The organism is Klebsiella grimontii (genome assembly GCF_042137965.1).
Lineage (GTDB): Bacteria > Pseudomonadota > Gammaproteobacteria > Enterobacterales > Enterobacteriaceae > Klebsiella > Klebsiella grimontii.
The window spans coordinates 894,859-918,989 of the sequence record NZ_CP169721.1 but is presented as its reverse complement, the minus strand read 5'-3'; the positions used below and the strand labels follow the sequence as shown (position 1 = coordinate 918,989).

Sequence of the window (24,131 nt, the reverse complement as noted above, 5' to 3'; positions counted from 1 at the left end):
GCCAGTATCAGCTGCCTCTAAGCCTCAAGGGGCTTTGTATTATCCGTGCAAGGTGAGTACCGGGGACATTCGCCCCGGTTTTTCAATCAATTACTTTTGCTTTTCCAGCGCTTCCCACAGACCCATCAGGTAGGTAACGCCCAATGCGCGGTCATACAGACCGTATCCCGGACGCCCGGTTTCTCCCCAAATAAAGCGACCATGGTCCGGACGAATATAACCATCAAAACCATTATCATGGAGAGCCTGCATTATGCGGTACATATCCAGAGAGCCGTACGCGGAAGGGTGCGCCGACTCATAAAAATCCTTGTCTTTAATAAGCTTAATATTGCGTACGTGCGCAAAGTGAAGACGCTTACGCCGGGTAAATTCAGCCAGAATTTCATAGACATTATTGTCAGGATCTTCGGCAATCGACCCTGTACAAAGGGTGATACCGTTCGCGGGTGAATCAACCGTATCGCAAATCAACGCCAGATCGGCATGATTTTTTACCACACGCGGCAGGCCAAAAATAGAATACGGCGGATCGTCCGGGTGGATCGCCATTTTAACGCCCACTTCTTCACATACCGGAATGACTTCACGTAAGAAATAGAACAGATTTTCCCGAAGCCTGGTATCATCGACATCGCGATAGCGCGCGAACAGCTCCTGAACCTTCGCCAGACGCTCAGGTTCCCAACCCGGCAAAGCAAAACCGTTCGCGTTCTCCAGTACCTCTTTAACGACGTCTTCCAGAGACTTATCAATACCGCGCTTTTCAAAGGCCATGGTTAATGAGCCATCCGGAAGCACATAATTCATATCGGTTTTCATCCAGTCGAAGACCGGCATGAAATTATAACAAATGACTTTTACGCCAAACCCCGCCAGGTTACGGATAGTTTGCTTGTAGTTGTCAATATAGCGATCGCGTTCCGCTGAACCAATTTTGATGTCATCGTGAATGTTTACGCTTTCGATGACTTCCATCTTCAGGCCTGCGGCGTGGGCCTGCTCAATCAACGCCTTAATTTTTTCTACCGGCCAGACTTCGCCGGGGGCAACATCGTAAAGCGCCCCGACGACGCCTTCTACCCCCGGCACCTGTCGAATATACTCCAGCGGGATTTTATCTTCCTGCGGCCCGAACCAGCGCATTGTCATCTGCATTTTAACTTCTGCCTTCATCATTGAGATAGTTACCATACTAGTAGTAAAAAGAGTATTCAGTAAGTTTTATTAGATCAATAGTTATTTTAAAAAAAATAAATCTCTCTGACGTCCCACACGTTTTAGGCATCATCTTAATAAGCGAACCACTATTAAAACTTGTTATTTATATGTGAAATAAAATGCGCATGGCGCCTATTTTAATTCATTTACGCCCCTCTTTTTTACCATCAGTTATAAATTAGCCCTCCCCCTTACCGTTATCACAATGGCCCGACATTAAATAATATGAGTTGAGTCACATATTTCCTATTTGCACTTGTATGGTAGTAGACTAAGATTATACACAGGGTTTAATGTCGGCGCTCACAGGCACTATCAGAAAGCAATATCCATTTAAATCAGACAGCGCTTTAGGCTAAAAAAACCGTGTTCAGCGTCTACTGGAGAACTTATGCCATTGATAAATGATAGTTTTATGATCAGCAGTCCGACAGGAAAAAAACTCTATCTTGAGATAGCGAGAGAGCAACCTATTATCGATTACCATTGCCATCTTGAGGCGAAGGCTATTTGGGAAAATGAACCTTTCGCCGACATTACGCAGTTATGGCTGGAAGGCGATCATTATAAATGGCGCGCGATGCGGGCAAATGGTATTCCCGAGGAAAAAATCACCGGTAACGCTACCGCTGAAGAAAAATTTGCGGCATGGGCGCAAACCGTTGAGGCCTGCTTCGGTAACCCTCTCTATCACTGGACCCATCTGGAACTTAAATACTATTTTAACATTGATGACACGTTAAATAGCCGTAACTGGCATGAAATAATGACGCGGTGTAATGAGCAATTACGCCGCAAAGAATTCTTACCTCAGGCGTTAATACGCCGTTCAAATGTCGAGGCCCTGTGCACAACGGATGGGCCGCTGGATAATCTGGAATATCATCAGCGGCTGGCGGCAAATAGTGATTTTTCTCCGCTTGTTCTACCGACTTTCCGCCCTGACGAACTCTTTGATACCGATCCAGAAAGCTTTCAGACGTTTATTTCCCGTCTGGCGGAGAAAACCCAAATTCGTATCGCTTCTTTGCAAGACTTGCTGGCCGCTCTGGAATCACGTATCGATTTTTTCCACACTGTAGGGTGCCGCATATCCGATCACGGTCCTCTGGAAATCGTTTACAACCCTCTGGATGAAGCCGCTCTGGCCGCGCTTTTCCAGCGCCGTCTGAAGAACGAGGCCCTGACAAAAGACGAACAGCAGGCGTGGGATAGCGCAATTTTTATCGCACTCGCCAAAATGTATAAGCAGCGCGAGTGGGCTATGCAGATTCACTTTGGCGCAATTCGCAACAATAACAAACCGATGTTTAAGAAGGTGGGCATCAACTGCGGCTTTGATTCCGTTGGCGATCAAACGCTCCTCGCCGGAAGCCTGAATGCGCTCCTCAACGCCATGGGCGAGAACAATGGCCTGCCCAAAACCATCCTTTATAACCTCAATGCCGGCTATAACGATGTAGTGGCCTCTGCGATCGCTAACTTCCAGAGCGGCGAAGATGGCGTGAAATCCCCGCTGCAGTTTGGATCCGGCTGGTGGTTTAACGATACTCGCCGCGGCATGGTCAATCAGCTCAATACGCTCGCCGATCAGGGTTTACTGGCCAATTTCGTCGGTATGCTCACCGATTCCCGCAGCTTCGTCTCCTATACCCGACACGATTACTTCCGCCGGATCCTCTGCGATCTGATTGGAGGATGGGTGGAAAATGGAGAAGTTCCTGACGATAAAAACATTCTTACCTCAATGATTCGGGATATTTGCGTAGAAAACGCACGCCGCTATTTCCGTTTTTCACAAGCCTGAGACAGGTATAAACCATGACCCTTAAAAACAGAAAAGTAACCATTCCTGTCAGTATCGGCTACGGTCTGACGGATATTATGGGCGGCGGCGCCTTTACCGTCATTGGCGCGTGGCTTCTCTTTTTTTATACCACTTTTGTCGGTCTGTCGCCGATTGAAGCGGCTTCAATCGTGGCGATTGCCCGTATTGTTGATGCTATCGTTAGCCTGTTTATGGGCAGCTTCACCGATCATTTCTATAAAAATTATCTGGGTAAAAAATTTGGCCGTCGTCGCTTCTTCCTGCTGATTGGCGCGCCGCTCATGCTGGTTTATATCCTGCTGTGGATGAACGGTATGAATTTCTGGTTCTATCTCGCGGTCTACCTGGCGTTTGAAGTTATCGCGGCAATGGTGCTTATCCCATGGGAAACGCTGCCCTCTGAGATGACCAAAGACTTTAACGATCGTACCAAACTCTCCACTTGCCGAATGTTCCTGTCGGCCTCCGGCACCTTTCTCGCCACCTTTATTCCAGGCCTGTTGATCGGCTGGCTGGGCGAGAACAACGCCGATGCCTATTTAATCAACGGGGTAGTCTTTGCCGTTATGTTTACCCTCTGCGTATTCATTTCCTGGAAAGTCACCTGGGAGCGCGAGTTAACGCCGGAAATGCAGGCAGAAATCGAGAAAGAGACGCAGCCTACGACCTTCGGAGAGAAAATCACAGCCTTCGGTAACTTGTTTAAAGAGTACGCCTCTACCCTGAAGGTGCGCGCATTCCGTAAACACCTGGCTATCTATCTCTTTTCCTTCACCGCGAAGGATATCTACAACACGGTGTTTGTCTTTTTCTGCGTCTACTGCCTGAATGTGTCATCCTCTCTGGCGGGAACGCTGCTGTCGATGAGTATCGTTGGATTGCCGGTCACGCTGGCGGCGGGCGTCGCGATCATTAAATACGGCCCCTCCCGGCTTTATGTTTTCGCCTATACCCTGATGATGCTGTGTCTCGGCGGATTCTTCCTGGTCTATCAGTTCCCGACGGATAACAAAGTAATGCTGCTGGTGATCCTCGCGGGCGTTTATCAGGTCGGCCGCTGCGTACTGGAATTTACCCCGTGGAACGTATTCCCGTTTATTCCGGATATTGATGAAATGATAACCCGCCAACGCCGCGAAGGTCTGTTTGCTGCGGTGATGACCTTCTCCCGTAAAACAACGGTTGCCATTGCGACCTTTGCGGTAGGCCTGCTGTTACAGAGCGGTGGTTTCATGAAAGGTAGCCAGGTTCAGCCTCAGGAAGCCATCACCACGATTGCTATGCTGCTATTTGTCGGCACCGCCGGGCTGTTGATCATCGCGCTATGGCAAGCGCTGACTTTCCATCTGAACAAGCGTACGCACAAAATTTTAGTCGACGAGATCGAACGCCTGAAAGCGCATGGTCGCAAGCAGGATGTGACGCCTGAAGCCCGCCATGTTGTGGAAGATCTTACCGGTTACGCTTATGACAAACTGTGGTGTCAGGATGCAACTGCGCCAGCGACCTCCAATAACCCGGGGGCTGCCCTGAACGGATAGATACGGTCGGCTCCCTGCTGCGTAACGATGCCAAAAATGGGAGCCAATCTATCGCTTCTTTCTGATATCTTGCCTCCGTCTGTACAGCAGGTGGAGGCAAAATCAAATCCCACTACCGAGGCGCCTCTTCATCCAACGAGATCACCTGAATGCCGGCGTTGCGATACGCCTGAACGTCATCGGGCAGACGATCGATCACCACGGTATCAATCCGATCCGCGGCGGTAAATTGGGCAAGGGAGGTGTTATTCAGCTTGCTGTAGTCGCAGACGATAATCACCTGGCTGGCGTGTTCAACCATGCCGCGTTTCGTTTCTGCCAGCATGATATCGGCCACGCAGGCGCCGTGTTTCAGCGACAGCGAATTGGCGCCCATAAACGCTTTATCGACGTTCAGCGTATCGAGAATGGAGCGTCCATTGATCGCCACCACGCAGTGGTACCCCTTCTTGACTATCCCGCCCAGCAGAATGGTTTGAATAGAGGGGCTGGCTTCCAGCTCGCGGGCGATTTGGTAATCGTTGGTCACCACCGTGACGTTTTGTCTGTCGCGAATATTGCGCGCGATATGCAGGGTCGTGGTGCCGGTATCCAGCACGATAATGTCACCATCCTCAACCAGCGCCGCCGCGCGTTGACCGATGCGCTCTTTCGCGCTGAGATTAACGATTTCGCGCGCGTCAGAGGCCTGTTCAAAGCTCGCCCGCGTGCGAAGAACGGCGCCGCCGTGGGTACGGGTCAGCAGCCCCTCCTCTTCCAGCTGGCGGAGATCGGCACGAATGGTGGCGCCAGATACATTAAAGACGTCACACATCTCAGAAACAGCCACTTTGCGTTTTTCCCTGAGAATACTGAGCAACTTCTCCTGTCTTTCTTCTGCAAACATTCTGCCTCTCTCTATATTTACGGCGCTCTCCGCGCGATAGCATACCTTCAGTCTGGCCCCGCGCTCAGCGCATCCAGCCTGTCGTATAAGGCGGCGGATTGCCGGTAGAGCGTATCAAAAAGCTCGCTGCAGGCCTGGTAATAATCCCGCAGACGGGGATCCGGCGAAATCAGCTTGTCGAACTGCACCGTCTGCCGCACGCCGCTGGCAAAATCCGCGTACAGCCCCGCGCCAACCCCGGCGATAATACCGCATCCGGTGACGCCATTCTCCTGATTGCGCGTGGATAATATCGGAAGATTGTACGCCGCCGCTTTGATTTCAAGCCACAGCGGGCTGCGCGCGCCGCCGCCGGAAGCGATCATTTGCTGCGGATATTGCCCGCACGCCTGCAGCTGGCGAAGATTGCGCCAGGACGCAAAGGCCACCCCTTCCAGGACCGCGCGGAATAAATGGCCGCGGCGATGCTTGCGCTGCAGGCCGAAGAACTGCGCCCGCGAGTTCGTGTGCTCGGCCAGGCGCTCTCCCGTCAGATAGGGAAGAAAGAGTAGCCCTTCCGCGCCGGCCGGCACCGCGGCTGCTTCCTGCAAAAGCTGCGGGTGCGTTATCTGGTTATCGGCCAGCGCCAGCCGCGCCCAGCGGACGGCATCGCCCCCAGCATCCAGAATCGTAAATCCGCCCCAGGCCGCGTTGGCGAGATGGAGGTTATTGACCAGCGGATGGCGTAACGGCCGCTGCGATACCACCGTTATCAGCGTCGACGTGCCGGTGGAGTCGGACGCCATACCCGGCTCATACACGCCCGAACCGAGCAGAGAGGCCGCCATATCCGACGTACCCGCCACCACCGGGATACCGACAGGCAGCCCCGTGGTATCGGATGCGCGCGGCGTCACCTGGCCGATAATGTCGCTGGAAAGTTTAAGCTCCGGTAGCTGATCGACCCGCAGGCCAAACGTTTCGCAGGCTTGCGAAGACCAGGCGCGGGTTTCGCTGTCCATCAGGAAATAGCAGGACGCCTCGCTATAGTCGGTCGCCAGGGCGCCGGTGAGCATGAAATTAATATAGTCCTTCGGCATTAACACTTTGGCGAGCTTTGGCCAACGTTCTGGATGATGTTCACGCCACCAGGCTAATTTGAAAGCCGGCCACGCCGCCGCGGGCGGATTATTTAAATGTGCCAGCCACTTTTCCCGCCCTTCGCGCGCGGCAAAGGCATCCACCTGCGGCTGGCTACGCTTGTCATTCCACAGCAGCGCCCGGTCCTCCACCAGCTCGCCGCAGTCGTCCAGCAGGACGGTGCCGTGCATCTGTCCGCAGGCGCCAATGACCGCAATCTGCGTAACCGTTTCAGGATAGCGGTAGAGCACCTCGCGTATGCATTCGCAGGCGGCCCGCCACCATAGAGAAGGGGCCTGTTCTGACCAGCCCGCACGCGGAGTGGTCTGCTCATACTCCCTTTGCGCAAAGCCGACCATCGTGCCATCAACGCGCAAAATAGCGGCGCGGGTACTGCCAGTGCCAACATCAATCGTGAGTATTTTATCTTTCATCACTGACTCCGGTGACGTTTTATGGCGGGCCATCAGGCCCGCGGTCTCTCAGTTTAATCGGCGTTCAGCTCGGGAAAGCGTTCCGGGTGCTGCTCCAGTTCAGTCAGCACTTTGCTGACCGCGCCGTGACTCATGCCAAAGCGGCGGACGCCAAGCTGGTAAAGCGCGCGCACCGTTGCCAGATCGCGAATGCCTCCTGCGCCTTTGATATCGATTCGGCCTTTAAGCTGGTCGGCAATGATGCTGACTTTTTCCACCGTCGCGCCGGTGGGCGCCCAGCCGGTGGAGGTTTTGACCCACTTCATCCCCACCTCTACGGCGATATCGCACACGCGGCGAATCTGCTCCTCATTGAGATAGTGCGTTTCGAGGATCACCTTCGCCGGTACCGGCGCGGCGGCGTCCACCACGCGGCGTAAATCTTCGCGCACATAGTCATAATCGCCGGATAACACTTTGCCGATGTTCACCACCATATCGACTTCGCGGGCGCCATCGGCAATCAGCTGCCGCACTTCCTGAACCTTGGTATCAGTAGCATGCCCGCCGCCGGGAAAGCCGACCGGCCCGCCGATCATCACCTCTCCCGTACCCTGCTGCGGCAGCAACGTACTGAGAAACCGCGTCCAGCAGGGCAGCACGTGGACGGAAATAATGTTGTAGCGGGCGGCCAGCTCAGCGCAGGCGCGAACGTCCGCTTCGGTACTGGTGGCCTGGACTGCGCTCAGGTCGACTAAACGTGCAAAACGACGGGTTGTTTCATTCATGGTTTCATCCTGCTCTTTGTTTTTAATTACTTTCATTTAATGCTGTTAATCGGCTTAAATCCATTTAAAAACGCATCAAATGAAAATAACGTGATCAAATTAGCATTTTTTTATTTTCATTTGTTTTTAATTAGCAGGCAAGAAATGAACAGTGCCCTCGCAGAGCGGGCGTAAACGGTCATAAACGGGCGCAAAGGCAATGTTGCATTTATTTTTGTTTGTTTTTGTTTATGCCTGAATAACGGGCGAGATAGCAAAAACGCTGGCGGCAGTGCAGCCGAAATGCGTGCGCTATCACACTGTCCGGCAGCGAAAAGCTCGCCTTCGTCGGACATTCCCGAGGTCTCAACGCCCTGCGCAAGGGAAAGGTAATCTGATCATGTACTTCAGGAGAGAGCTATGTTGCCGCTGGAACGTCATCGTTTGATTGTTGAACTGCTGGGCCAACGCGGCGTGATGCGGGTGAATGAGATTGCGCAAGCGACTCGGGTCTCAAGGGAAACGATTCGCCGCGATCTGAGCGAGCTGGAACGGAAAGGGATCTTAAATCGGAGCCACGGCGGAGCGCTGGCGGCGGAAAACCCGCTGCCGACGACCCGAGCGGCAGCGTCCGCCCTGCCGGTCGAAGATAGCCAGGGAAGCTTTCAGCAGAGAACGCTGCTGCACAGCGAAGGAAAAATGCGCGTTGCCCGTAAAGCGCTGCAGTTTCTGCAGCCGGGACAGACCATCGTCCTGGACGGCAGCAGCACCAGCTGGTTTTTGGCCCGGCAGATGCCGGAGATGGCGCTAACGGTAATTACGCCCTCCATCCGCATCTTGCAAACGCTGATGAGCAGACGCTCGTTGCATCTCGTAGGACTGGGGGGCGATTTTTCCCCGACCGAGGAGTCGTTCTTCGGTGAAACCGCCTCACGAACGCTGCGCGAGTACGCCATCGATACGCTCTTTTTCTCCTGCCAGGGTCTGGAGCGCGATAGCGGCTTATATGCGGGTACGGAAGCCCACGCCGCCCTGCTGAAACAGATGATGCTGGCCGCCCGTCAGACGGTGGCATTAGTCGACGGCAGCAAGCTGGGGCGAACAGGCGTCGCGCGCATCGGCGGCTTAGGCGAACTGGACTGTTTAATTACCGAAAAGTTTGCCGATCCGCTGCTGGAAAAAGAGATGACCTGGCATAACGTCGGCCTACAAATCGCCTGAGTACGCCGTCATGACGTGACGGTCAATACGCGCAATGTCGAAACGCCGCTTCATGCGGCAGGGCCAGACTTTGCCTGAAATCAGCCACTACCGGAATAAATGAGGCCTTATGCGTTATTACCTTTCTCCCTCGCTCATGTGCATGGACATGATGAAAGTGACGGAACAGCTGCGCTTTTTAAACGGCAAAGCCGACAGGCTGCATGTCGACATAATGGACGGCCACTATGTCAAAAATCTGGCGCTATCGGCCAGCTTTGTGACGCAGATTCGTCCCTACACATCGCTTCCCATCGATGTCCACCTGATGGTCGAAGAGCCCGCCTCGTTTATCCCGGCGCTAATAGAAGCCGGCGCTGACGCTATTTCACTGCATCCGGAAACCATCTGCCGCGAAGCCTTCCGGCTCATCAATATGCTTCGCCAGGCGGGGAAAGCGGTGGGCATGGTGCTCAATCCCGCCACGCCGGTTGAGAGCATCCAGCACTATCTGCATCTGCTCGATAAGGTCACGGTGATGACCGTCGATCCGGGCTATGCCGGTCAGCCGTTTATTCCCGAAATGACCGCCAAAATCGCGCAGCTTCATCAGCTAAAAGAGACCCGCGACCTCCACTTCTTGCTGGAAGTCGACGGCTCATGCAACCGCACCACCTACCGTGAGCTGCTGGGCGCCGGAGCGCAGGTATTGGTGATGGGCAGCAGCGGCTTATTCCGCCCGGATATGCCGCTCGAGCAGGCCTGGGAAAAAATGTCCCGCGATCTGTCCGCCGCGCTGCACTCCCCCGAGCGCGTATAAAGGAGCGAATGATGTCAGGAAAAGTCTGCGTTTTTGGTTCATTCAATTTCGACATGGTGGCCAGAGTGGAGCGCTTTCCCGTACCGGGCGAGTCGTTAGTGGCCTGCGGGAGTATGACCAGCGCCGGCGGAAAAGGGGCGAACCAGGCCACCGCTGCGCTAAAAGCGGGAGCGAATGTCCACTACATCGGCAAGATTGGCAATGATACCTTCGGCCATTTTGCCCGCCGCCATCTGAAAGGCGTGGGGTTTAACGCCGTGACGCTGCTGGTCGCCGAAGATATCCCCACCGGCAATGCGCTGATTTATGTGGCCGGCAACGATGCTGAAAACATGATCGCCGTCGATCCCGGCGCGAATATGACGGTGAGCGATGATGAAATCGCCGGCTGCGTCCCCGCTATCGGCTGCGCGGATGTGGTTCTGGTTCAGTTGGAGAACAATCTTTCCGCGATTGAACGGGTCGTTGACGCCGCTAAAGCAGCCGGGGCCTTCGTGGTGCTCAATCCCGCCCCCTGGCAGCCCGTTGATAACGCATTTCTGAGTAAAGTGGATTTGCTTACCCCGAACGCGACGGAGGCCGGGTTAATGACCGGGTGTCAGGTCGATAGTCTCGCGGCCGCGGCCGAGGCCGCCGATGCGCTGCATGCCCAGGGCGCGCGCAACGTCATTATCACCCTTGGCGCAAAGGGCGCCCTGCTGAGCGAGCAGGGCGTGAAATCCCCTATCCCGTGCTTCCCTTCTCATCCCCGCGATACCACCGGCGCGGGCGATGCCTTCAACGGCGCGCTGGCGGCGCGGCTGGCCTGCGGCGAACCGCTGCATACCGCGGCCCGATTTGCGGCGGCCTATGCCGCCGTCAGCGTCGAAAAGCAGGGCGCGTCATCCTTACCTGACTACGAAGAGGCACGAGAACGGCTTTTGCGTGCCGCCTCTGATTATGAAATGGCATAAACCCTACTGTATAAAAACCATTAAGAGGATAGCTCAATGAGTACGCTAATAACGGATAAGGTCGATAAAGCGGCGGTCCACAATGAAAAACTGGATACCAGCGCGTATTTACCGCACCCCCCCTGGCTGCAATTTTTACTGGTCTGTTGCCTGTTTGCGCTATGGGGCATGGCGGGCAACCTGAATGATATTTTGATCGCCCAGTTTAAAAAGGGCTTCGATTTAACGGATACCCAGACGGCGCTGGTGCAGTCGATTTTTTTCCTCGGCTATTTTTTTGTCGCCCTGCCTGCGGCGGCGCTGATTAAGCGTTATTCCTATAAAGCGGCGATTATTATTGGGCTGTGCCTGTACGCCCTCGGCTGTTTCCTGTTCGTTCCGGCCGCGCAGATCATGACCTACGGCGCGTTCCTCGCCTGCCTGGGGGTGATCGCCTGCGGACTCTCTTTTCTGGAAACGTCGGCAAACACCTACTCAAGCCTGCTGGGCCCGATTCAATCCTCCACCCAGCGCATTAACTTTTCGCAGATCTTCAACTCGCTGGGGGTGATTTCCGGCGTGCTGATTGGCCAGGTGATGGTCTTTGGCGAGAACGATCCGAGCCATGAACAGCTGCTGGCGATGCCCGCCGCCGCCGCGGACGCCGCGCGCCATCAAATGGTCGGCCAGGTGGTCGGGCCCTATCTGATTATCGGCTCCGTGCTGGTGGTGCTGGCGCTGGTGTTCGTGTTTATTAAATTCCCGTCGTGCAAGGGCACGCCGTCACAACAGCAGCAGATCCCGACAGAAAGCATGGGGTCAACGCTGAAACGCCTGTTTGCTATCCCGCGCTTTCGCCTCGGCATCCTGTCGCAGTTTTTGTACGTCGGCGCCCAGGTTGGCGTATGGAGCTTCACGATCCGCTTTGTGCAGCTCGTGCAGCAGGGCACCAGCGAGCACTCCGCGACCTACTGGCTGCTGGCTTCTCTGGTGATTTACGCCGTGGGTAAAACCGTCGCCACCTGGCTGATGAACCGCCTCAATCCGGCGCTGCTGCTCGGCACCTTTGCCCTGGCCGCCACCGTCCTTTTATTGATTGCCGTATTCAGCAGTTCAATGCTGGCGGTCTATGCGCTCATTCTGGTCAGCTTCTGTATGGCGCCATGCTGGCCGACCAACTTTGGCCTGGTCATTAAGGGCATGGGGAAAGATACCCAGACCGCAGGCTCGATCGTAGTGATGTCGATTATCGGCGGGGCCGTTATTCCACTGGTGATGGGCATTATCTCGGATATGAACGGCGGCAATATGCAAATCGCCTTTATCGCTCCGCTCCTGTGCTTTGTGTATGTCGCTTTCTACGGTTTCTGGTGCGTGCGTAAGGGGGTATAACATGCGCGAACTTATCAACACGATTGCTCATATTGGCTATCAGGTCAGCGACTTAACGCGTTCGCTTGCCTTCTATGAACCGCTGGGCTTTCAGCGCCAGCAGCGGTTTAGCAAGCCGTCGCCGCAGGGCACTATTGAAGTCGCGTTCCTGGAAATGGCGGGCGCCGTCCTCGAGCTGTATCAGCTTCCCGCAGGAACGCCCTTTGACGCTCCTCGCTGCGGTATCGATCATCTGGCGCTGGAAGTCCGCGACCTGGATGCGGTGCAGCAGCGGCTGGCGGCGCTCGGCTATCCGCTCGATGAAGGGCCGATTGAGGAAGAAAATGTGCGCTTCCTGCTTATTCGCGGCCCCGACGGCGAACGGCTCGAGTTCGATGCCTTTAAACGCTAAGCGGCAGGGCTGATCCCCTTCTCCCTTTTAGACCCGGTTAATACGGGTCTAAAAGCGGGCTTCCTCAGGCTTTACAAAAGCCTGCCTGATTCCAGTATTTCTCCCCCCTACCCGGCCTCTCCTGCCTATTGTGCAATGTTACAAAATTGCTTCCGTTTTGTTGATTTTCTATTGTGAGCCATTCGGCAATTTCCTCTCCTGAATTTCCCCAGACTACTTCCAGTCAATACGCAATATCAGGAGAGACAAATGAGCAGCACCTCCGCCGACTTCCAGAATCTTTACCAGGCCCTGAGCCGCAGCGCCGCCCGCAGCCCGGATGCCCTGGCGCTGGCGTTTGAGGATCGGCGCTATCTGTACCGCGATTTTCACCTGCGGGTACAGCGAGCGATGGCGCAGCTTGACCGCATCTGGTCGCTGCGCAAAGGCGACCGAATCCTGCTGGCCTGGGGGAATCATCCCGCTTTTTGCGAAGTCCTATTTGCCGCGCTGGGTCTGGGCATCGAAGTGGTGCCTTTCAGCACTAAGCTTAAGCAGGCCGAAAGCGAGGAGCTGGTGGGCCATATCGCCCCGCGGGCCGTGCTGTTCGATGCGACCGTGCAGGACTGGCTGAAACAGACTCCCGACGCCCTCTGCGTTTCGCTCAGCGAATGGCAGGCGCTCTCTCTTCCCGATCCGCTAACCTGTTTGCCGACCCCGGTTAACCGCGATGATACGGCGGTGATGATGTTTACCTCCGGTACCACCGGAGAGCCGAAAGGGGCGATTATCACGCACCACAACCTGCTCTGCGCGATTGACGCTTACGCGCAAAAACTGAATCTCACCGCCGCGGATAGCACCATTCTGGCGGTGCCTATCTATCACATCACCGGCCTGTCGGCGCTGCTGGCGCTGTTTATTAGCCTCGGCGCGAGCCTCTGGCTACAGCACCGGTTTAACGCCCCGCAGGTAATCAACACCCTGCGCGAGCAGAACATTACCTTTCTGCACGGCTCGCCAACCATTTTTATCCTGCTGTGCCAGGCTGCGCGCGAGCAGAGCGCCAGCCATCCAGGCGATTTCCCCGCGCTACGCACGATTGCCTGCGGCGCGGGCCACCTGAGCGACGGACTGATCGCTGAGCTAAAAACCCTGTTTCCGCATACGGCGATTCAGCCGATCTACGGTCTCACCGAAACGACCTCGCCCGCCACCATCTTTCCAGCCGATGTCTGGGGCAGCGATAAATGCGGCAGCTCGGGGCAGGCGATCCCCGGCCTCGCCATTGCGATCCGCAACGATCGCCAGCAGCCCCTCCCCGCCGGGCAAATCGGGCATATCTGGCTCAAAGGCGATGTGGTGATCCGCGAATACTGGCAGCACAGCGAACGACGGCCGAGCTGCGATGCGCAGGGCTGGTTTTGTACCGGCGATCTGGGCTATCTCGACGACGAAGGCTGGCTGTACATCAAAGACCGCAGCAAGGACATGATCAATCGCGGCGGAGAGAAGATCTACTCGCTGGAGCTGGAGAACATCCTCTCTACCTATCGGGGAGTGCGGGAAGTTGCCGTGATCCCGACCCCCAGCCCGGTCTATGGCGAAGAGCCGGTGGCGTTTATCGTGCCGGACGGTCAGCACCACCTGACCAGCGAAGAGATCCTCGGCTGGCTGAAGGTCAAAATCGCCCGCTTTAAGCTGCCGGCGCGCATTATTTTCACCCGCGTTTTACCGCGTACCCATAACGGAAAAGTGAGCAAGCAGCAGCTCAAAGCGCGCCTCGCGGAATCCATCATCACGCTATCAACGGAGGATAAAAAGTGAGCAGCAAATTTATCGACGCCCATCAAGCGGCGCAGTGGGTCGCCAGCGGCGACACCGTCTGCACCGTCGGGATGACGCTTATCGGCGCGGCGGAGTCCATTTTAAGCGCTATCGAAGCGCGCTTTCTGACCGCGGGCGAACCGCGCGACCTGACGCTGCTGCATGCCGCTGGGCAAAGCGATCGCCAGCGCGGCATCCAGCACTTCGCCCATCCGGGTATGGTGACGCGCCTTATCGGCTCGCACTGGGGCCTGGCGCCGCGCTGGATGGCGATGATCAACAACAACGAAGTGGAAGCCTGGTGTCTGCCGCAGGGGCAGATCGTTCATCTCTATAGCGCGATGGCCGCCGGACTTGCGGGGAGGCTTTCCCCCGTCGGGCTCGGTACCTTTGTCGATCCGCGCATGGAAGGCGGGCGGATGAACGCCCGCACCCGCGAACGGCCCGATCTGATCGAGCACGTGACGTTTCGCGGCGCCGAATATCTGTTTTACCCGGCCATTCCCCTGGACGTGGTCATTGTGCGCGGCACCCATGCTGATGAAGACGGCAACCTCACGACCGATGAAGAGGTGATGAAGCTGGAAGTTCTGCACGCGGTTCTCGCCGCCAGACGCTATGGGGCGAAGGTGCTGGCGCAGGTGAAATATCGCGTGGCGAAAGGCTCGCTGCATCCGAAAAGCGTCACCGTTCCCGGCAACCTGATTGACGCCATTGTGGTGTGCGAAGAGCCGCAGATGGATCACCGCCAGACCTCCAGTTGGGACTTCGATCCGGCGCTGTGCGGCGATATCCAACTGCCCGCCGCGCAGAGCGCGCCGCTGCCGCTCGACCTGCGCAAACTTATCGGGCGGATAGCCTGCCGCTATCTGACGCCCGGCTGCGTCATCAATCTCGGCACCGGCATTCCCAACGACGTTATTGGCGCCATCATTCACGAAGAACGGCTCGGCGAGCAGGTCACCATCACCGTGGAGTCGGGGATCTACGGCGGCCAGCAGGCGGGCGGCGTTGATTTCGGCATCGGTCGTAATCTGAGCGCGATGATAGGCCACCAGGATCAAATGCTCTATTACAACGGCGCGGGAGTCGATATCACCTTTATGGGCGCCGGCGAGATGGACCCGCACGGCCACGTCAACGCTACGCGGCTCGGCGCATCCTGCCCCGGCGCGGGCGGTTTTATCGACATCACCCAGAATGCCCGCCACGTCGTGTTCTGCTCCTCTTTTACCGCCAAAGGGCTGGAGATCGCCTGTGAACAAGGGGCGCTGCATATCCGCCGCGAAGGCGAGGTACGTAAATTCGTCGCCGGGGTTAATCAGATTTCTTACAACGGCGAGCTGGCCCGCGCCAAAGGACAAACCATGCATTACGTCACCGAACGGGCGGTTTTCGAACTACGCCCGGAGGGGCCGGTGCTGACGGAAATCGCCCCCGGTATCGATCTTGAGCGCGACATCCTGGCGCATATGGATTTTCGTCCGACGATCGCCGCGGATCTTCAGGTTATGGACAGCCGCTTGTTCACCCCGCAGCCCTGCGGCCTCGCGGAACATCTGTCCCGGAATTCATCCTCTGACTCACAAGGAAATTAGCTATGAAACTTGCCAGTAAAACCGCCATTGTCACCGGCGCCGCGCGCGGTATCGGCTTTGGCATTGCTCAGGTGCTTGCGCGGGAAGGCGCGCGCGTGATCATCGCCGATCGCGACGCGCACGGCGAAGCCGCCGCCGCGTCCCTGCGCGAATCGGGCGCACAGGCGCTGTTTATCAGCTGCAATATCGGTGACAAAGCGCAGGTCGAAGCGCTGTTTTCCCAGGCCGAAGAGGCGTTTGGCGCGGTGGATATTGTGGTGAATAACGCCGGAATCAACCGCGACGCCATGCTGCACAAACTCTCCGAAGCGGACTGGGATACGGTGATCGATGTCAATCTGAAGGGCACTTTTCTCTGTATGCAGCAGGCCGCCATCCGTATGCGCGAGCGCGGCGCGGGCCGCATTATCAATATCGCTTCCGCCAGCTGGCTTGGCAACGTCGGACAAACCAACTATTCGGCGTCAAAAGCCGGCGTGGTGGGGATGACCAAAACCGCCTGCCGCGAACTGGCGAAGAAAGGCGTCACGGTCAACGCCATCTGCCCGGGCTTTATCGATACCGATATGACCCGCGGCGTCCCGGAAAACGTCTGGCAAATCATGATCAATAAAATACCCGCGGGTTACGCCGGGGAGGCGAAAGACGTTGGCGAGTGCGTGGCGTTTCTGGCGTCTGACGGCGCGCGCTATATCAACGGTGAAGTGATTAACGTCGGCGGCGGCATGGTGCTGTAAGGAGAAAAACGATGACACAGGCTAATGATATTGTGGTTGTCAGCGGCGTCCGTACCGCTATTGGCACGTTTAACGGCAGTCTTAAGCATACCCACCAGCATGACCTCGGGGCGGCGGTTATTCGCGAAGCGGTCAACCGCGCCGGACTTGCGCCGCAGGATATCGACGAAACGATCGTCGGCAACGTCGGGCAAATCGCCGAAAGCGGTTTTATCGCCCGCATCTGCCAACTGCGGGCGGGGATCCCACAGGAGAGCACCGCGTATTCGGTTAACCGCCAGTGCGGATCCGGGCTCCAGGCCCTCGCGGACGGCATGATGCAGCTGCAAAGCGGCCAGGCCGAGGTGGTCGTCGCCTGCGGAACGGAAAATATGACCCAGCTCCCCTACTACCTGCGTAAAGCGCGCGATGGCTATCGCATGGGCCACGGCGAGCTGGAAGATGGGCTGATCTCCATTCTCACCTGGCCGGAAGGGCCTTATCACAACGGCATCACGGCGGAAAACGTTGCGCAACGTTTCGGTATCACCCGCGAAGCGATGGACGATTTCGCCTGGTCGAGCCAGCAGAAGGCGCTGAAGGCGATCGCTGAGGAGCGCTTCCGCGAGCAGATTCTGGCTCTTGAGGTGCCGGACGGCAAAAAAGCGACCCGCCTGTTCGCGACCGATGAACACCCGCGCGACACCCCGCGCGAAAAGCTTGCCGCGCTGCGTCCGGCATTTAAAGCCGACGGCGTGGTGACGGCGGCCAACTCCTCCGGCATTAACGACGGCGCGGCCGCGCTGGTGATGATGACCCGCCAGCAGGCGGAAAAGCGCGGCCTCACCCCGCGTATGCGAATTCGCGGCTGGGCGGTTGCCGGCTGCGGCGCGGAGATTATGGGGTTTGGTCCCTCTCCCGCTACCCGACGCCTGATGGACCGTCTCAATATGGATGTTCACGCCATCGATTTAATTGAACTCAATGAGGCCTTCGCCGCCCAGGCGCTGGCGGTGATGAACGATCTGCGTCTCGATCCGGCCCGCGTCAACGTCAACGGCGGCGCGATCGCTCTCGGCCATCCGGTGGGCGCCAGCGGTGCGATCCTGCCGGTCAAACTGATGTATGAAATGGCGCGCAGCGGCGCGCGCACCGGTCTGGTCACCATGTGCATCGGCGGCGGCCAGGGGATTTCTATGCTGTTCGAGCGCGAAGGCGCTTAGGAAAAGACGGCCCGAAGTGGGGCTTCGGGCCGGGCGTCGTTCGGGTCAGCACCCGGCGACAACCTGTGAGCTGACGAACGGGATCGACGCGATCCCGGCAAGGCTTCTGACCACGAATACGGGGAAATAATAACCATGTCCGCAATAAATGAAAAGGCGGTAAACGGGACGCAGCTACAGCGCACCCATAAAAAGATCTACCGCCATTTGATGCCGCTACTTATCGTGGCGTACATCATCAGCTTTATTGATCGTACCAATATTGGCATGGCGAAAGCGACCATGTCGGTGGATATCGGCCTTTCCGCAACCGCATTCGGCCTCGGGGCCGGGTTGTTTTTTCTCACCTACGCGGTGCTGGAGATCCCCAGCAACCTGTTTTTAACCCGGATTGGCGCGCGGCGCTGGATCGCCCGCATCATGATCACCTGGGGGATCATCTCCTGCGGTATGGCGTTCGTCACCGGGCCTACGTCCTTTTACGTGATGCGCCTTTTGCTCGGCGCCGCCGAAGCGGGGCTGTATCCGGGCATTATTTACTACCTGACCCTCTGGTTTGGCCGTGAAGAGCGCGCTAAAGCCACCGGCCTGTTCCTGCTGGGGGTCTGCCTGGCCAATATTATCGGCGCGCCGCTGGGCGGATTGTTATTAAGCCTTGATGGAATGTCCGGCTGGCACGGCTGGCAGTGGATGTTCTTTATCGAAGGGCTGCCCGCGATAGCGCTGGCGTTCGTCGTCTGGCGCAGGCTGCCGGATAAACCCGCCGACGCCCGCTGGCTGGACAGCCACGACGTACAGGCAATCACTGCGGTGCTGGAGAAAGAAGCCGAGGAGACGCGCCATACGCCAAGCCGCTTTTCCCTGAAAACCGCGCTCACCACCCGCGTATTTTTGTTGCTGGTGCTGATTTACTTTACCCACCAGTTCTCGGTTTACGGCCTGAGTTATTTCCTGCCGGGGATCATCGGAAGCTGGGGCCAGCTTACCCCGCTGCAGATCGGTCTGCTGACCGCCATCCCATGGATCGCCGCCGCCGCTGGCGGGATCCTGCTGCCGCGTTTCGCCCGGACGGAACAGCGTTCGCGCAGCATGCTGATGGCCGGGTATCTGGTCATGGCGACCGGCATGGCGATTGGCGCGATTGCCGGCCACGGCGTGGCGTTGCTTGGCTTCTCGCTGGCCGCCTTCATGTTCTTCGCCATGCAATCCATCATCTTTAACTGGCTCCCCTCGATCATGAGCGGGCATATGCTGGCGGGCAGCTTCGGCCTGCTTAACTGCCTCGGATTGTGCGGCGGCTTTCTCGGGCCGTTTATCCTCGGCGCGTTTGAGGACCGCACCGGCGCGGCGACGTCCGGCTTATGGTTCGCCGTCGCGCTACTGATTGTCGGCGCGCTGGCATCTCTGTTGATTAAAAGTTCGTCATCCTCTACCCCCGCCTCGGCAAAACAGGCCCGCGGCGAAAACGCTTAATCAGGAGCGCCTTATGCGTATCGAAGTGTTACTGGATTTAAAAACTCGCCTCGGCGAGAGCCCTGTATGGGATATCGAGCAGCAACGTCTTTGGTGGGTAGATAGCCTCGACGGGCGCCTGTTCGCCTGTAACGCGCAGGGCGGCGCGATTAAGAGCTGGGACGTGCGGCAGAAAATTGGCTCTTTCGCCCTGCGCCAGAACGGCGAAGGCGCGGTGGTAGCGCTACAGAATGGCGTTCATCTGCTCGACTTCGCCAGCGGCGGGCTGACGCTGCTGCACCATCCGGAAGCGGACCGGCCCTTTAACCGGCTCAACGACGGTAAAGTCGATCGTCAGGGACGCTTTCTGTTCGGGTCGATGGATATGCGCGAAGAGGAGCCAAGCGGCGCGCTATATCGCCTGGACGCCGATCTGTCACTGCACGTGCTGAAGAAAAATATCATCGTCTCTAACGCCCCCTGCTGGAGCCCCTCCGGCGAAACGTTCTACTTTGCCGATACCTGGACGGGCGAAATCTGTGCCTGGGACTACAACACCGCGACCGGCGATCTCTCTGGCGAACGTGTCTTTTGCCACGTCGATCGCAGCGAAGGCGGCGCGGCGGATGGCGCCACCGTGGACAGCGAAGGCTATCTGTGGAACGCGCTGGTCTATGCGGGCAAGCTGGTGCGCTACACGCCGGAGGGCGAGGTCGATCGCATCATTGAGATGCCGGTGAAAAAAGTCACCAGCGTGATGTTCGGCGGCGAAAACCTCGACGTGCTGTACGTCACCTCAATGGCGCAGCCGCCGCTACCGCGCTTCCCGGAAGATAATCAGCTACGCGGCAGCCTGTTCGCCATTTACGACCTGGGCGTCACCGGCGTAGCGGAACGGCGCTTTGCCGGTTAAACGAATATCCGGCTCGCCGCGATAACAATAATACCCGGCGAACCCACTCTGACCCTGATACCTGGCGGCGCGCGCCATGCTGTCGCGACGCCGCGGAGTAAACACGACTATGACAACAATCAATCAAACACCTGCCGGCGAACAAGGCGCAAAAAAGCGGCTGGTACATCGTTTCTCCTGGGTTTCGCTGCTGGTTTGCTGGCTAATCTGGGTGCTTAACGCCTACGACCGCGAGATGATCCTGCGCCTTGGCCCGGTCATCTCTAAGGAGTTCTCGCTCTCGCCGGAACAGTGGGGCAACGTCGTCGCGCTGATTATGGTTGCCCTGGCGGTGCTGGATATCCCCGGCTCCATCTGGAGCGATCGCTACGGTTCAGGCTGGAAGCGGGCGCGCTTTCAGGTACCGCTGGTGCTGGGCTATACCGCCCTCTCTTTTATTTCCGGGATTAAAGCGATCAGCCACGGGCTGACGGCGTTTGTGCTGCTGCGCGTTGGCGTCAACCTCGGGGCCGGCTGGGGCGAGCCCGTCGGCGTCAGCAACACCGCGGAGTGGTGGCCGAAAGAGAAGCGCGGCTTCGCGCTGGGGGTGCATCATACCGGCTATCCGATTGGCGCGCTGCTGAGCGGCGTGGTGGCAAGTCTGGTGCTTTCCGCATTTGGCGAAGGCAGCTGGCGCTACTGCTTCCTGCTGGCGCTGATCGTCGCCATCCCGCTGATGATTTTCTGGGCGAAATATTCCACCGCCGATCGCATCAACACGCTTTATCAGCATATCGATAGCCAGGGGATGACGCGCCCGGCGACCCAGGAAAGCAGCCATGTTGCCAAAGGCGAAGGGATGAAGACCTTTTTACGTACCCTGCGCAACCGCAATATTTCGCTAACGGCGGGCAATACCCTGCTGACGCAAATTGTCTATATGGGCATTAACGTTGTGCTGCCGCCGTATCTTTATCACGTCTCCGGCCTGTCGCTGGCGGCATCCGCCGGGCTAAGTATTATCTTCACGCTGACCGGTACTCTGGGCCAGATAATCTGGCCCTGGCTATCCGATAGCTTTGGTCGTAAACGTACTCTGATCGTCTGCGGTCTGTGGATGAGTATCGGCATTGCGCTGTTCTATTTCGCCACCAATATGCCGCGTCTTATCGCCATTCAGCTCTTTTTTGGCCTGGTGGCCAACGCCGTGTGGCCTATCTACTACGCAATGGCCTCGGATTCCGCCGAAGAACGCGCCACCTCTACCGCCAACGGAATTATCACCACGGCGATGTTTATCGGCGGCGGCCTTTCGCCATTGCTTATGGGCTGGCTCATCCAGTTCGGTGGGGGATGGGAAAATCCGGCGGGTTATATCTACGCCTTCTTTACCATGGCGGGATGCGCGCTGCTGGGGATGTTGTTGCAGCTGATGACCACCGATAAAACGCCGCGCAAAGCGCATTAACGCAGGAGAACGCATGAAGATTGTTATCGCGCTGGATTCGTTTAAGGGCAGCTGTAGCGCGCAGGCCGCTTGCGCAGCGGTCGCACGGGGATTGCGCCGGGTTGACGAGGCGCTGGAGCTGGTCGAAATGCCCGTGTCGGACGGCGGAGAGGGACTGCTTTCGACCCTTGCGGAAAGTCCGCAGCTGAAGGGCGCGAGGTGGCAGCAGCAGCGCTGTACCTCGCCTTACGGCCTCGCCGTACAGGCCGCGTTTCTGATCCTGCCCGGCGAGCGGGCCATTATTGAGATGGCGCAAAGCTGTGGGCTCGAGCTTACGCCGAAAGCGCAGCGGGATGTGCGTCTGGCCAGCAGTTTTGGGCTGGGCGAACAGGTAAAAGCGGCGCTGGATGCCGGTTGCCGGCGTCTGATTATCGGGCTGGGCGGCAGCGCGACCAACGATGGCGGCATCGGTTTCGCCCAGGCGCTTGGCGCACGATTCTTGCGCAAGGACGGCACGCTGCTGCCGGTTCCCGCCGCGGGCCAGGATCTTGCGCATATCCAGCGCATCGATTTACGCGAACTGGACCCGCGTTTACGACAGGCCGAAATTCAGGCCTCCTGCGACGTCACCAACCCTCTGCTTGGAACCGATGGCGCCACCTGGGTTTATGGCGCGCAGAAAGGGGCGGATGAGGCGGCGCTGAGCGAGCTGGAGGCGGGTATGGCGCACTACAGCCGGCAGCTTACGCAAACGCTCGGCTACGACGTCAGCGAAGCACCAGGCGCCGGGGCCGCGGGCGGTATGGGAGCTGCGCTGATCGCCTATGCGGGCGGCACGCTGCGTCCGGGCATTGACCTGGTGCTGGAACTGCTTAATGCCGACCGCCATCTTAGCGATGCCGCGCTGACCATCGTCGGGGAAGGCTGGCTCGATCGTCAGAGCGCCTTTGGTAAAGCCCCGGTGGGCGTGGCGGGCAAAGCGGCGCGCCACGGCGTACCGGTTGTGGCCCTTTGCGGCGGACGCGATGAGAGCAGTCGGCAATTGTATCAACACCATATTGACGCGATGTGGTCTATCTGCCAGCGCCCTATGCCGCTGGCGGAGTCGATGAACACATGCGAACAGCTCCTCGCCGACGCAGCGGAGAATGTTCTACGAACCTTTCTGAGCGGACGGCGCGGAGAGGCACATAAGCGGATAACTGTATGATTATTACGACGGCGCTGGCTAATGAAATTGTCGCCCGGGCAATGGCGATAATTCATCATAACGTGAACGTGATTGACCATCATGGACAGATTATTGCCTCAGGTGAACGTCATCGTATCGGCGAGCAGCATGAAATCGCCCGCGAGGTGATACGCACCGGTAAACGTATTTGTATTAATAACACCGCGGAAGCCGCGCGTTTTCAGAATGTGCATCCCGGGATTAATCATCCCATTATGTATGACGATCGCGTGGTGATGGTGGTGGGCATCAGCGGCGACCCGGCGGCAATAAGCCGCTATGCTGAACTGGCGGTGCTTACCGCCGAACTACTGGTCCGCCAGGCCATAGAGATGCGGGAAACCAACTGGCGACAGCGTCTGCGCGACACCCTGTTTTGTCAGTACCTTGAGCAGGGAGCCGCGCCCGCCGGACAGGAAGCGCTTCATCGCCTGGTGGAGCTTGGCTTTAATTTTAATGCCCCGCTGATGCCGGTTGTGGTGACCGTGCAGGTCGAACAGCACCAGCTAAGCGAAGTATTGAGTACGCTGCTGCGGGAATTCTCGCAGCTGTCCGGGGTAAGAGACGTCATTTTGCTGGGCAGCAATGAAATACTTATCCTCAATACGCTATGCGAACCCCAGGAGACGATGCTGCGGGGCATCGAGTTTGTTCTCAGCAATCAGATCAGCCATTACCATATCGGGATTGGCGTGCAGGCGGACAACGCCCCGGATATTCGCGAGGCTATCCGATTCGCCCGTTCGGTGATTGAGGTGGGGAGCAAAGTGCAGCCGCAGCGACAAATCTACTACTTTCGCGAGATGGCGATGCTCTGCCTGTTCCGGGTGCTGGAAGACAGCTATATGGTGAATTTTTTTATCAATAACGTACGCCAGCTGCTTGAGCATGATTCCGGCGAAGTGCTGCTGGATACCCTGAGCAGCTTTATTGCCAATAACGCCGAGCCGGGCAAAACGTCGCTGCTGTTGGGGATTCATCGCAATACGCTCACCTACCGGCTGCAGCAGATTAAAAAGCATATTCAGCTCGATCCGATGGTCTTCACCGACCTGACGCAGCTGGCGGTGTCGGTACACTGCTATCGTCGGCAGAACCCGCGCCAGAGCGAATGGATTGATACCTTAAGCTAGAGAGCGGCGGGTGCTCTCGCCCGCCCTGCAGGGGAAATACCCCACAGCCATGTCCGGGAGGAAGCGGCCCGAACGTTACCGGTCGCGGTGTATCACTCTGAGATCGACGTTTATCAAAATAAT

At 57.4% G+C, this 24,131-nt stretch carries 20 protein-coding genes; 16 read left to right on the top strand and 4 right to left on the bottom strand.

Features of this window, described 5'->3' with window-relative positions:
• Positions 1-90: 90 nt before the first annotated feature.
• Positions 91-1,158, bottom strand: coding sequence for a mannonate dehydratase (gene uxuA, locus ACE3MN_RS04480; RefSeq protein ID WP_024358582.1), 1,068 nt, complete (start codon positions 1,156-1,158; stop codon positions 91-93).
• Positions 1,159-1,612: 454 nt separating this feature from the next.
• On the opposite strand from uxuA, the gene uxaC reads away from it, so the two are divergent.
• Both uxaC and ACE3MN_RS04470 read left to right on the top strand, forming a co-directional pair.
• Positions 1,613-3,028: a glucuronate isomerase gene (gene uxaC, locus ACE3MN_RS04475; protein ID WP_049131313.1), complete on the top strand. Its 1,416-nt coding sequence runs from the start codon at positions 1,613-1,615 to the stop codon at positions 3,026-3,028.
• 14 nt (positions 3,029-3,042) lie between these two features.
• Complete coding sequence (locus ACE3MN_RS04470) at positions 3,043-4,590, top strand: MFS transporter (RefSeq protein WP_004134486.1); 1,548 nt, start codon at positions 3,043-3,045, stop codon at positions 4,588-4,590.
• A gap of 112 nt (positions 4,591-4,702) precedes the next feature.
• On the opposite strand, the gene ACE3MN_RS04465 is transcribed toward ACE3MN_RS04470, so the two are convergent.
• The 3 genes from ACE3MN_RS04465 to deoC are packed head-to-tail and all read right to left on the bottom strand — an operon-like array spanning position 4,703 to position 7,832.
• Positions 4,703-5,476 (bottom strand): DeoR/GlpR family DNA-binding transcription regulator, encoded by a 774-nt coding sequence (locus tag ACE3MN_RS04465; protein WP_004134484.1) that lies wholly within the window; start codon positions 5,474-5,476, stop codon positions 4,703-4,705.
• Positions 5,477-5,523: 47 nt separating this feature from the next.
• Positions 5,524-7,029, bottom strand: coding sequence for a xylulokinase (locus ACE3MN_RS04460; protein WP_098067216.1), 1,506 nt, complete (start codon positions 7,027-7,029; stop codon positions 5,524-5,526).
• Between the two features lie 53 nt (positions 7,030-7,082).
• The gene (deoC, locus tag ACE3MN_RS04455; protein ID WP_024358585.1) at positions 7,083-7,832 is read right to left on the bottom strand and encodes a deoxyribose-phosphate aldolase; all 750 of its coding nucleotides are present in this window, start codon (positions 7,830-7,832) and stop codon (positions 7,083-7,085) included.
• A gap of 363 nt (positions 7,833-8,195) precedes the next feature.
• Here deoC and ACE3MN_RS04450 point away from each other — a divergent pair, with 363 nt between their 5' ends.
• The 14 genes from ACE3MN_RS04450 (at position 8,196) to ACE3MN_RS04385 (ending at position 24,008) form a co-directional block, all read left to right on the top strand.
• Positions 8,196-8,996, top strand: a complete 801-nt coding sequence (locus ACE3MN_RS04450) for a DeoR/GlpR family DNA-binding transcription regulator (protein WP_049087427.1) — start codon at positions 8,196-8,198, stop codon at positions 8,994-8,996.
• 109 nt (positions 8,997-9,105) lie between these two features.
• On the top strand, positions 9,106-9,795 hold the full coding sequence (alsE, locus tag ACE3MN_RS04445) for a D-allulose 6-phosphate 3-epimerase (RefSeq protein WP_049087428.1): 690 nt from the start codon (positions 9,106-9,108) through the stop codon (positions 9,793-9,795).
• Between the two features lie 11 nt (positions 9,796-9,806).
• The gene (locus ACE3MN_RS04440; protein ID WP_024358588.1) at positions 9,807-10,748 is read left to right on the top strand and encodes a ribokinase; all 942 of its coding nucleotides are present in this window, start codon (positions 9,807-9,809) and stop codon (positions 10,746-10,748) included.
• Between the two features lie 36 nt (positions 10,749-10,784).
• On the top strand, positions 10,785-12,119 hold the full coding sequence (fucP, locus tag ACE3MN_RS04435) for an L-fucose:H+ symporter permease (RefSeq protein WP_375364260.1): 1,335 nt from the start codon (positions 10,785-10,787) through the stop codon (positions 12,117-12,119).
• A gap of 1 nt (position 12,120) precedes the next feature.
• On the top strand, positions 12,121-12,510 hold the full coding sequence (locus ACE3MN_RS04430; protein WP_004134469.1) for a VOC family protein: 390 nt from the start codon (positions 12,121-12,123) through the stop codon (positions 12,508-12,510).
• Between the two features lie 249 nt (positions 12,511-12,759).
• A complete protein-coding gene (locus ACE3MN_RS04425; protein ID WP_049087430.1) occupies positions 12,760-14,316 on the top strand; it encodes a class I adenylate-forming enzyme family protein in 1,557 nt (518 codons plus the stop codon).
• Positions 14,313-15,914, top strand: a complete 1,602-nt coding sequence (locus ACE3MN_RS04420; RefSeq protein WP_004134467.1) for an acetyl-CoA--acetoacetyl-CoA transferase subunit alpha/beta — start codon at positions 14,313-14,315, stop codon at positions 15,912-15,914. The genes ACE3MN_RS04425 and ACE3MN_RS04420 overlap by 4 nt, the downstream gene beginning before the upstream one ends.
• A gap of 2 nt (positions 15,915-15,916) precedes the next feature.
• Complete coding sequence (fabG, locus tag ACE3MN_RS04415) at positions 15,917-16,651, top strand: 3-oxoacyl-ACP reductase FabG (protein ID WP_004134466.1); 735 nt, start codon at positions 15,917-15,919, stop codon at positions 16,649-16,651.
• Between the two features lie 11 nt (positions 16,652-16,662).
• Entirely contained in the window at positions 16,663-17,853 is a 1,191-nt protein-coding gene (locus tag ACE3MN_RS04410) for a thiolase family protein (protein ID WP_004134465.1), read from the top strand.
• Between the two features lie 135 nt (positions 17,854-17,988).
• The gene (locus tag ACE3MN_RS04405) at positions 17,989-19,326 is read left to right on the top strand and encodes an MFS transporter (protein WP_004134464.1); all 1,338 of its coding nucleotides are present in this window, start codon (positions 17,989-17,991) and stop codon (positions 19,324-19,326) included.
• Between the two features lie 13 nt (positions 19,327-19,339).
• The gene (locus ACE3MN_RS04400; protein ID WP_024358593.1) at positions 19,340-20,218 is read left to right on the top strand and encodes an SMP-30/gluconolactonase/LRE family protein; all 879 of its coding nucleotides are present in this window, start codon (positions 19,340-19,342) and stop codon (positions 20,216-20,218) included.
• A gap of 76 nt (positions 20,219-20,294) precedes the next feature.
• A complete protein-coding gene (locus ACE3MN_RS04395; RefSeq protein WP_177947705.1) occupies positions 20,295-21,665 on the top strand; it encodes an MFS transporter in 1,371 nt (456 codons plus the stop codon).
• A gap of 13 nt (positions 21,666-21,678) precedes the next feature.
• Positions 21,679-22,854: a glycerate kinase gene (locus ACE3MN_RS04390; RefSeq protein WP_102650119.1), complete on the top strand. Its 1,176-nt coding sequence runs from the start codon at positions 21,679-21,681 to the stop codon at positions 22,852-22,854.
• On the top strand, positions 22,851-24,008 hold the full coding sequence (locus ACE3MN_RS04385; RefSeq protein WP_004134458.1) for a CdaR family transcriptional regulator: 1,158 nt from the start codon (positions 22,851-22,853) through the stop codon (positions 24,006-24,008). The genes ACE3MN_RS04390 and ACE3MN_RS04385 overlap by 4 nt, the downstream gene beginning before the upstream one ends.
• The last annotated feature ends 123 nt before the right edge of the window (positions 24,009-24,131 follow it).

What these genes read in the sequence shown, in the direction of transcription:
- uxuA (WP_024358582.1), bottom strand. Translation starts at nt 1,158, where the DNA reads ATGCAGATGACAATGCGCTGGTTCGGGCCGCAGGAAGATAAAATCCCG.
- uxaC (WP_049131313.1), top strand. Translation starts at nt 1,613, where the DNA reads ATGCCATTGATAAATGATAGTTTTATGATCAGCAGTCCGACAGGAAAA.
- ACE3MN_RS04470 (WP_004134486.1), top strand. Translation starts at nt 3,043, where the DNA reads ATGACCCTTAAAAACAGAAAAGTAACCATTCCTGTCAGTATCGGCTAC.
- ACE3MN_RS04465 (WP_004134484.1), bottom strand. Translation starts at nt 5,476, where the DNA reads ATGTTTGCAGAAGAAAGACAGGAGAAGTTGCTCAGTATTCTCAGGGAA.
- ACE3MN_RS04460 (WP_098067216.1), bottom strand. Translation starts at nt 7,029, where the DNA reads ATGAAAGATAAAATACTCACGATTGATGTTGGCACTGGCAGTACCCGC.
- deoC (WP_024358585.1), bottom strand. Translation starts at nt 7,832, where the DNA reads ATGAAAGTAATTAAAAACAAAGAGCAGGATGAAACCATGAATGAAACA.
- ACE3MN_RS04450 (WP_049087427.1), top strand. Translation starts at nt 8,196, where the DNA reads ATGTTGCCGCTGGAACGTCATCGTTTGATTGTTGAACTGCTGGGCCAA.
- alsE (WP_049087428.1), top strand. Translation starts at nt 9,106, where the DNA reads ATGCGTTATTACCTTTCTCCCTCGCTCATGTGCATGGACATGATGAAA.
- ACE3MN_RS04440 (WP_024358588.1), top strand. Translation starts at nt 9,807, where the DNA reads ATGTCAGGAAAAGTCTGCGTTTTTGGTTCATTCAATTTCGACATGGTG.
- fucP (WP_375364260.1), top strand. Translation starts at nt 10,785, where the DNA reads ATGAGTACGCTAATAACGGATAAGGTCGATAAAGCGGCGGTCCACAAT.
- ACE3MN_RS04430 (WP_004134469.1), top strand. Translation starts at nt 12,121, where the DNA reads ATGCGCGAACTTATCAACACGATTGCTCATATTGGCTATCAGGTCAGC.
- ACE3MN_RS04425 (WP_049087430.1), top strand. Translation starts at nt 12,760, where the DNA reads ATGAGCAGCACCTCCGCCGACTTCCAGAATCTTTACCAGGCCCTGAGC.
- fabG (WP_004134466.1), top strand. Translation starts at nt 15,917, where the DNA reads ATGAAACTTGCCAGTAAAACCGCCATTGTCACCGGCGCCGCGCGCGGT.
- ACE3MN_RS04410 (WP_004134465.1), top strand. Translation starts at nt 16,663, where the DNA reads ATGACACAGGCTAATGATATTGTGGTTGTCAGCGGCGTCCGTACCGCT.
- ACE3MN_RS04405 (WP_004134464.1), top strand. Translation starts at nt 17,989, where the DNA reads ATGTCCGCAATAAATGAAAAGGCGGTAAACGGGACGCAGCTACAGCGC.
- ACE3MN_RS04400 (WP_024358593.1), top strand. Translation starts at nt 19,340, where the DNA reads ATGCGTATCGAAGTGTTACTGGATTTAAAAACTCGCCTCGGCGAGAGC.
- ACE3MN_RS04395 (WP_177947705.1), top strand. Translation starts at nt 20,295, where the DNA reads ATGCTGTCGCGACGCCGCGGAGTAAACACGACTATGACAACAATCAAT.
- ACE3MN_RS04390 (WP_102650119.1), top strand. Translation starts at nt 21,679, where the DNA reads ATGAAGATTGTTATCGCGCTGGATTCGTTTAAGGGCAGCTGTAGCGCG.
- ACE3MN_RS04385 (WP_004134458.1), top strand. Translation starts at nt 22,851, where the DNA reads ATGATTATTACGACGGCGCTGGCTAATGAAATTGTCGCCCGGGCAATG.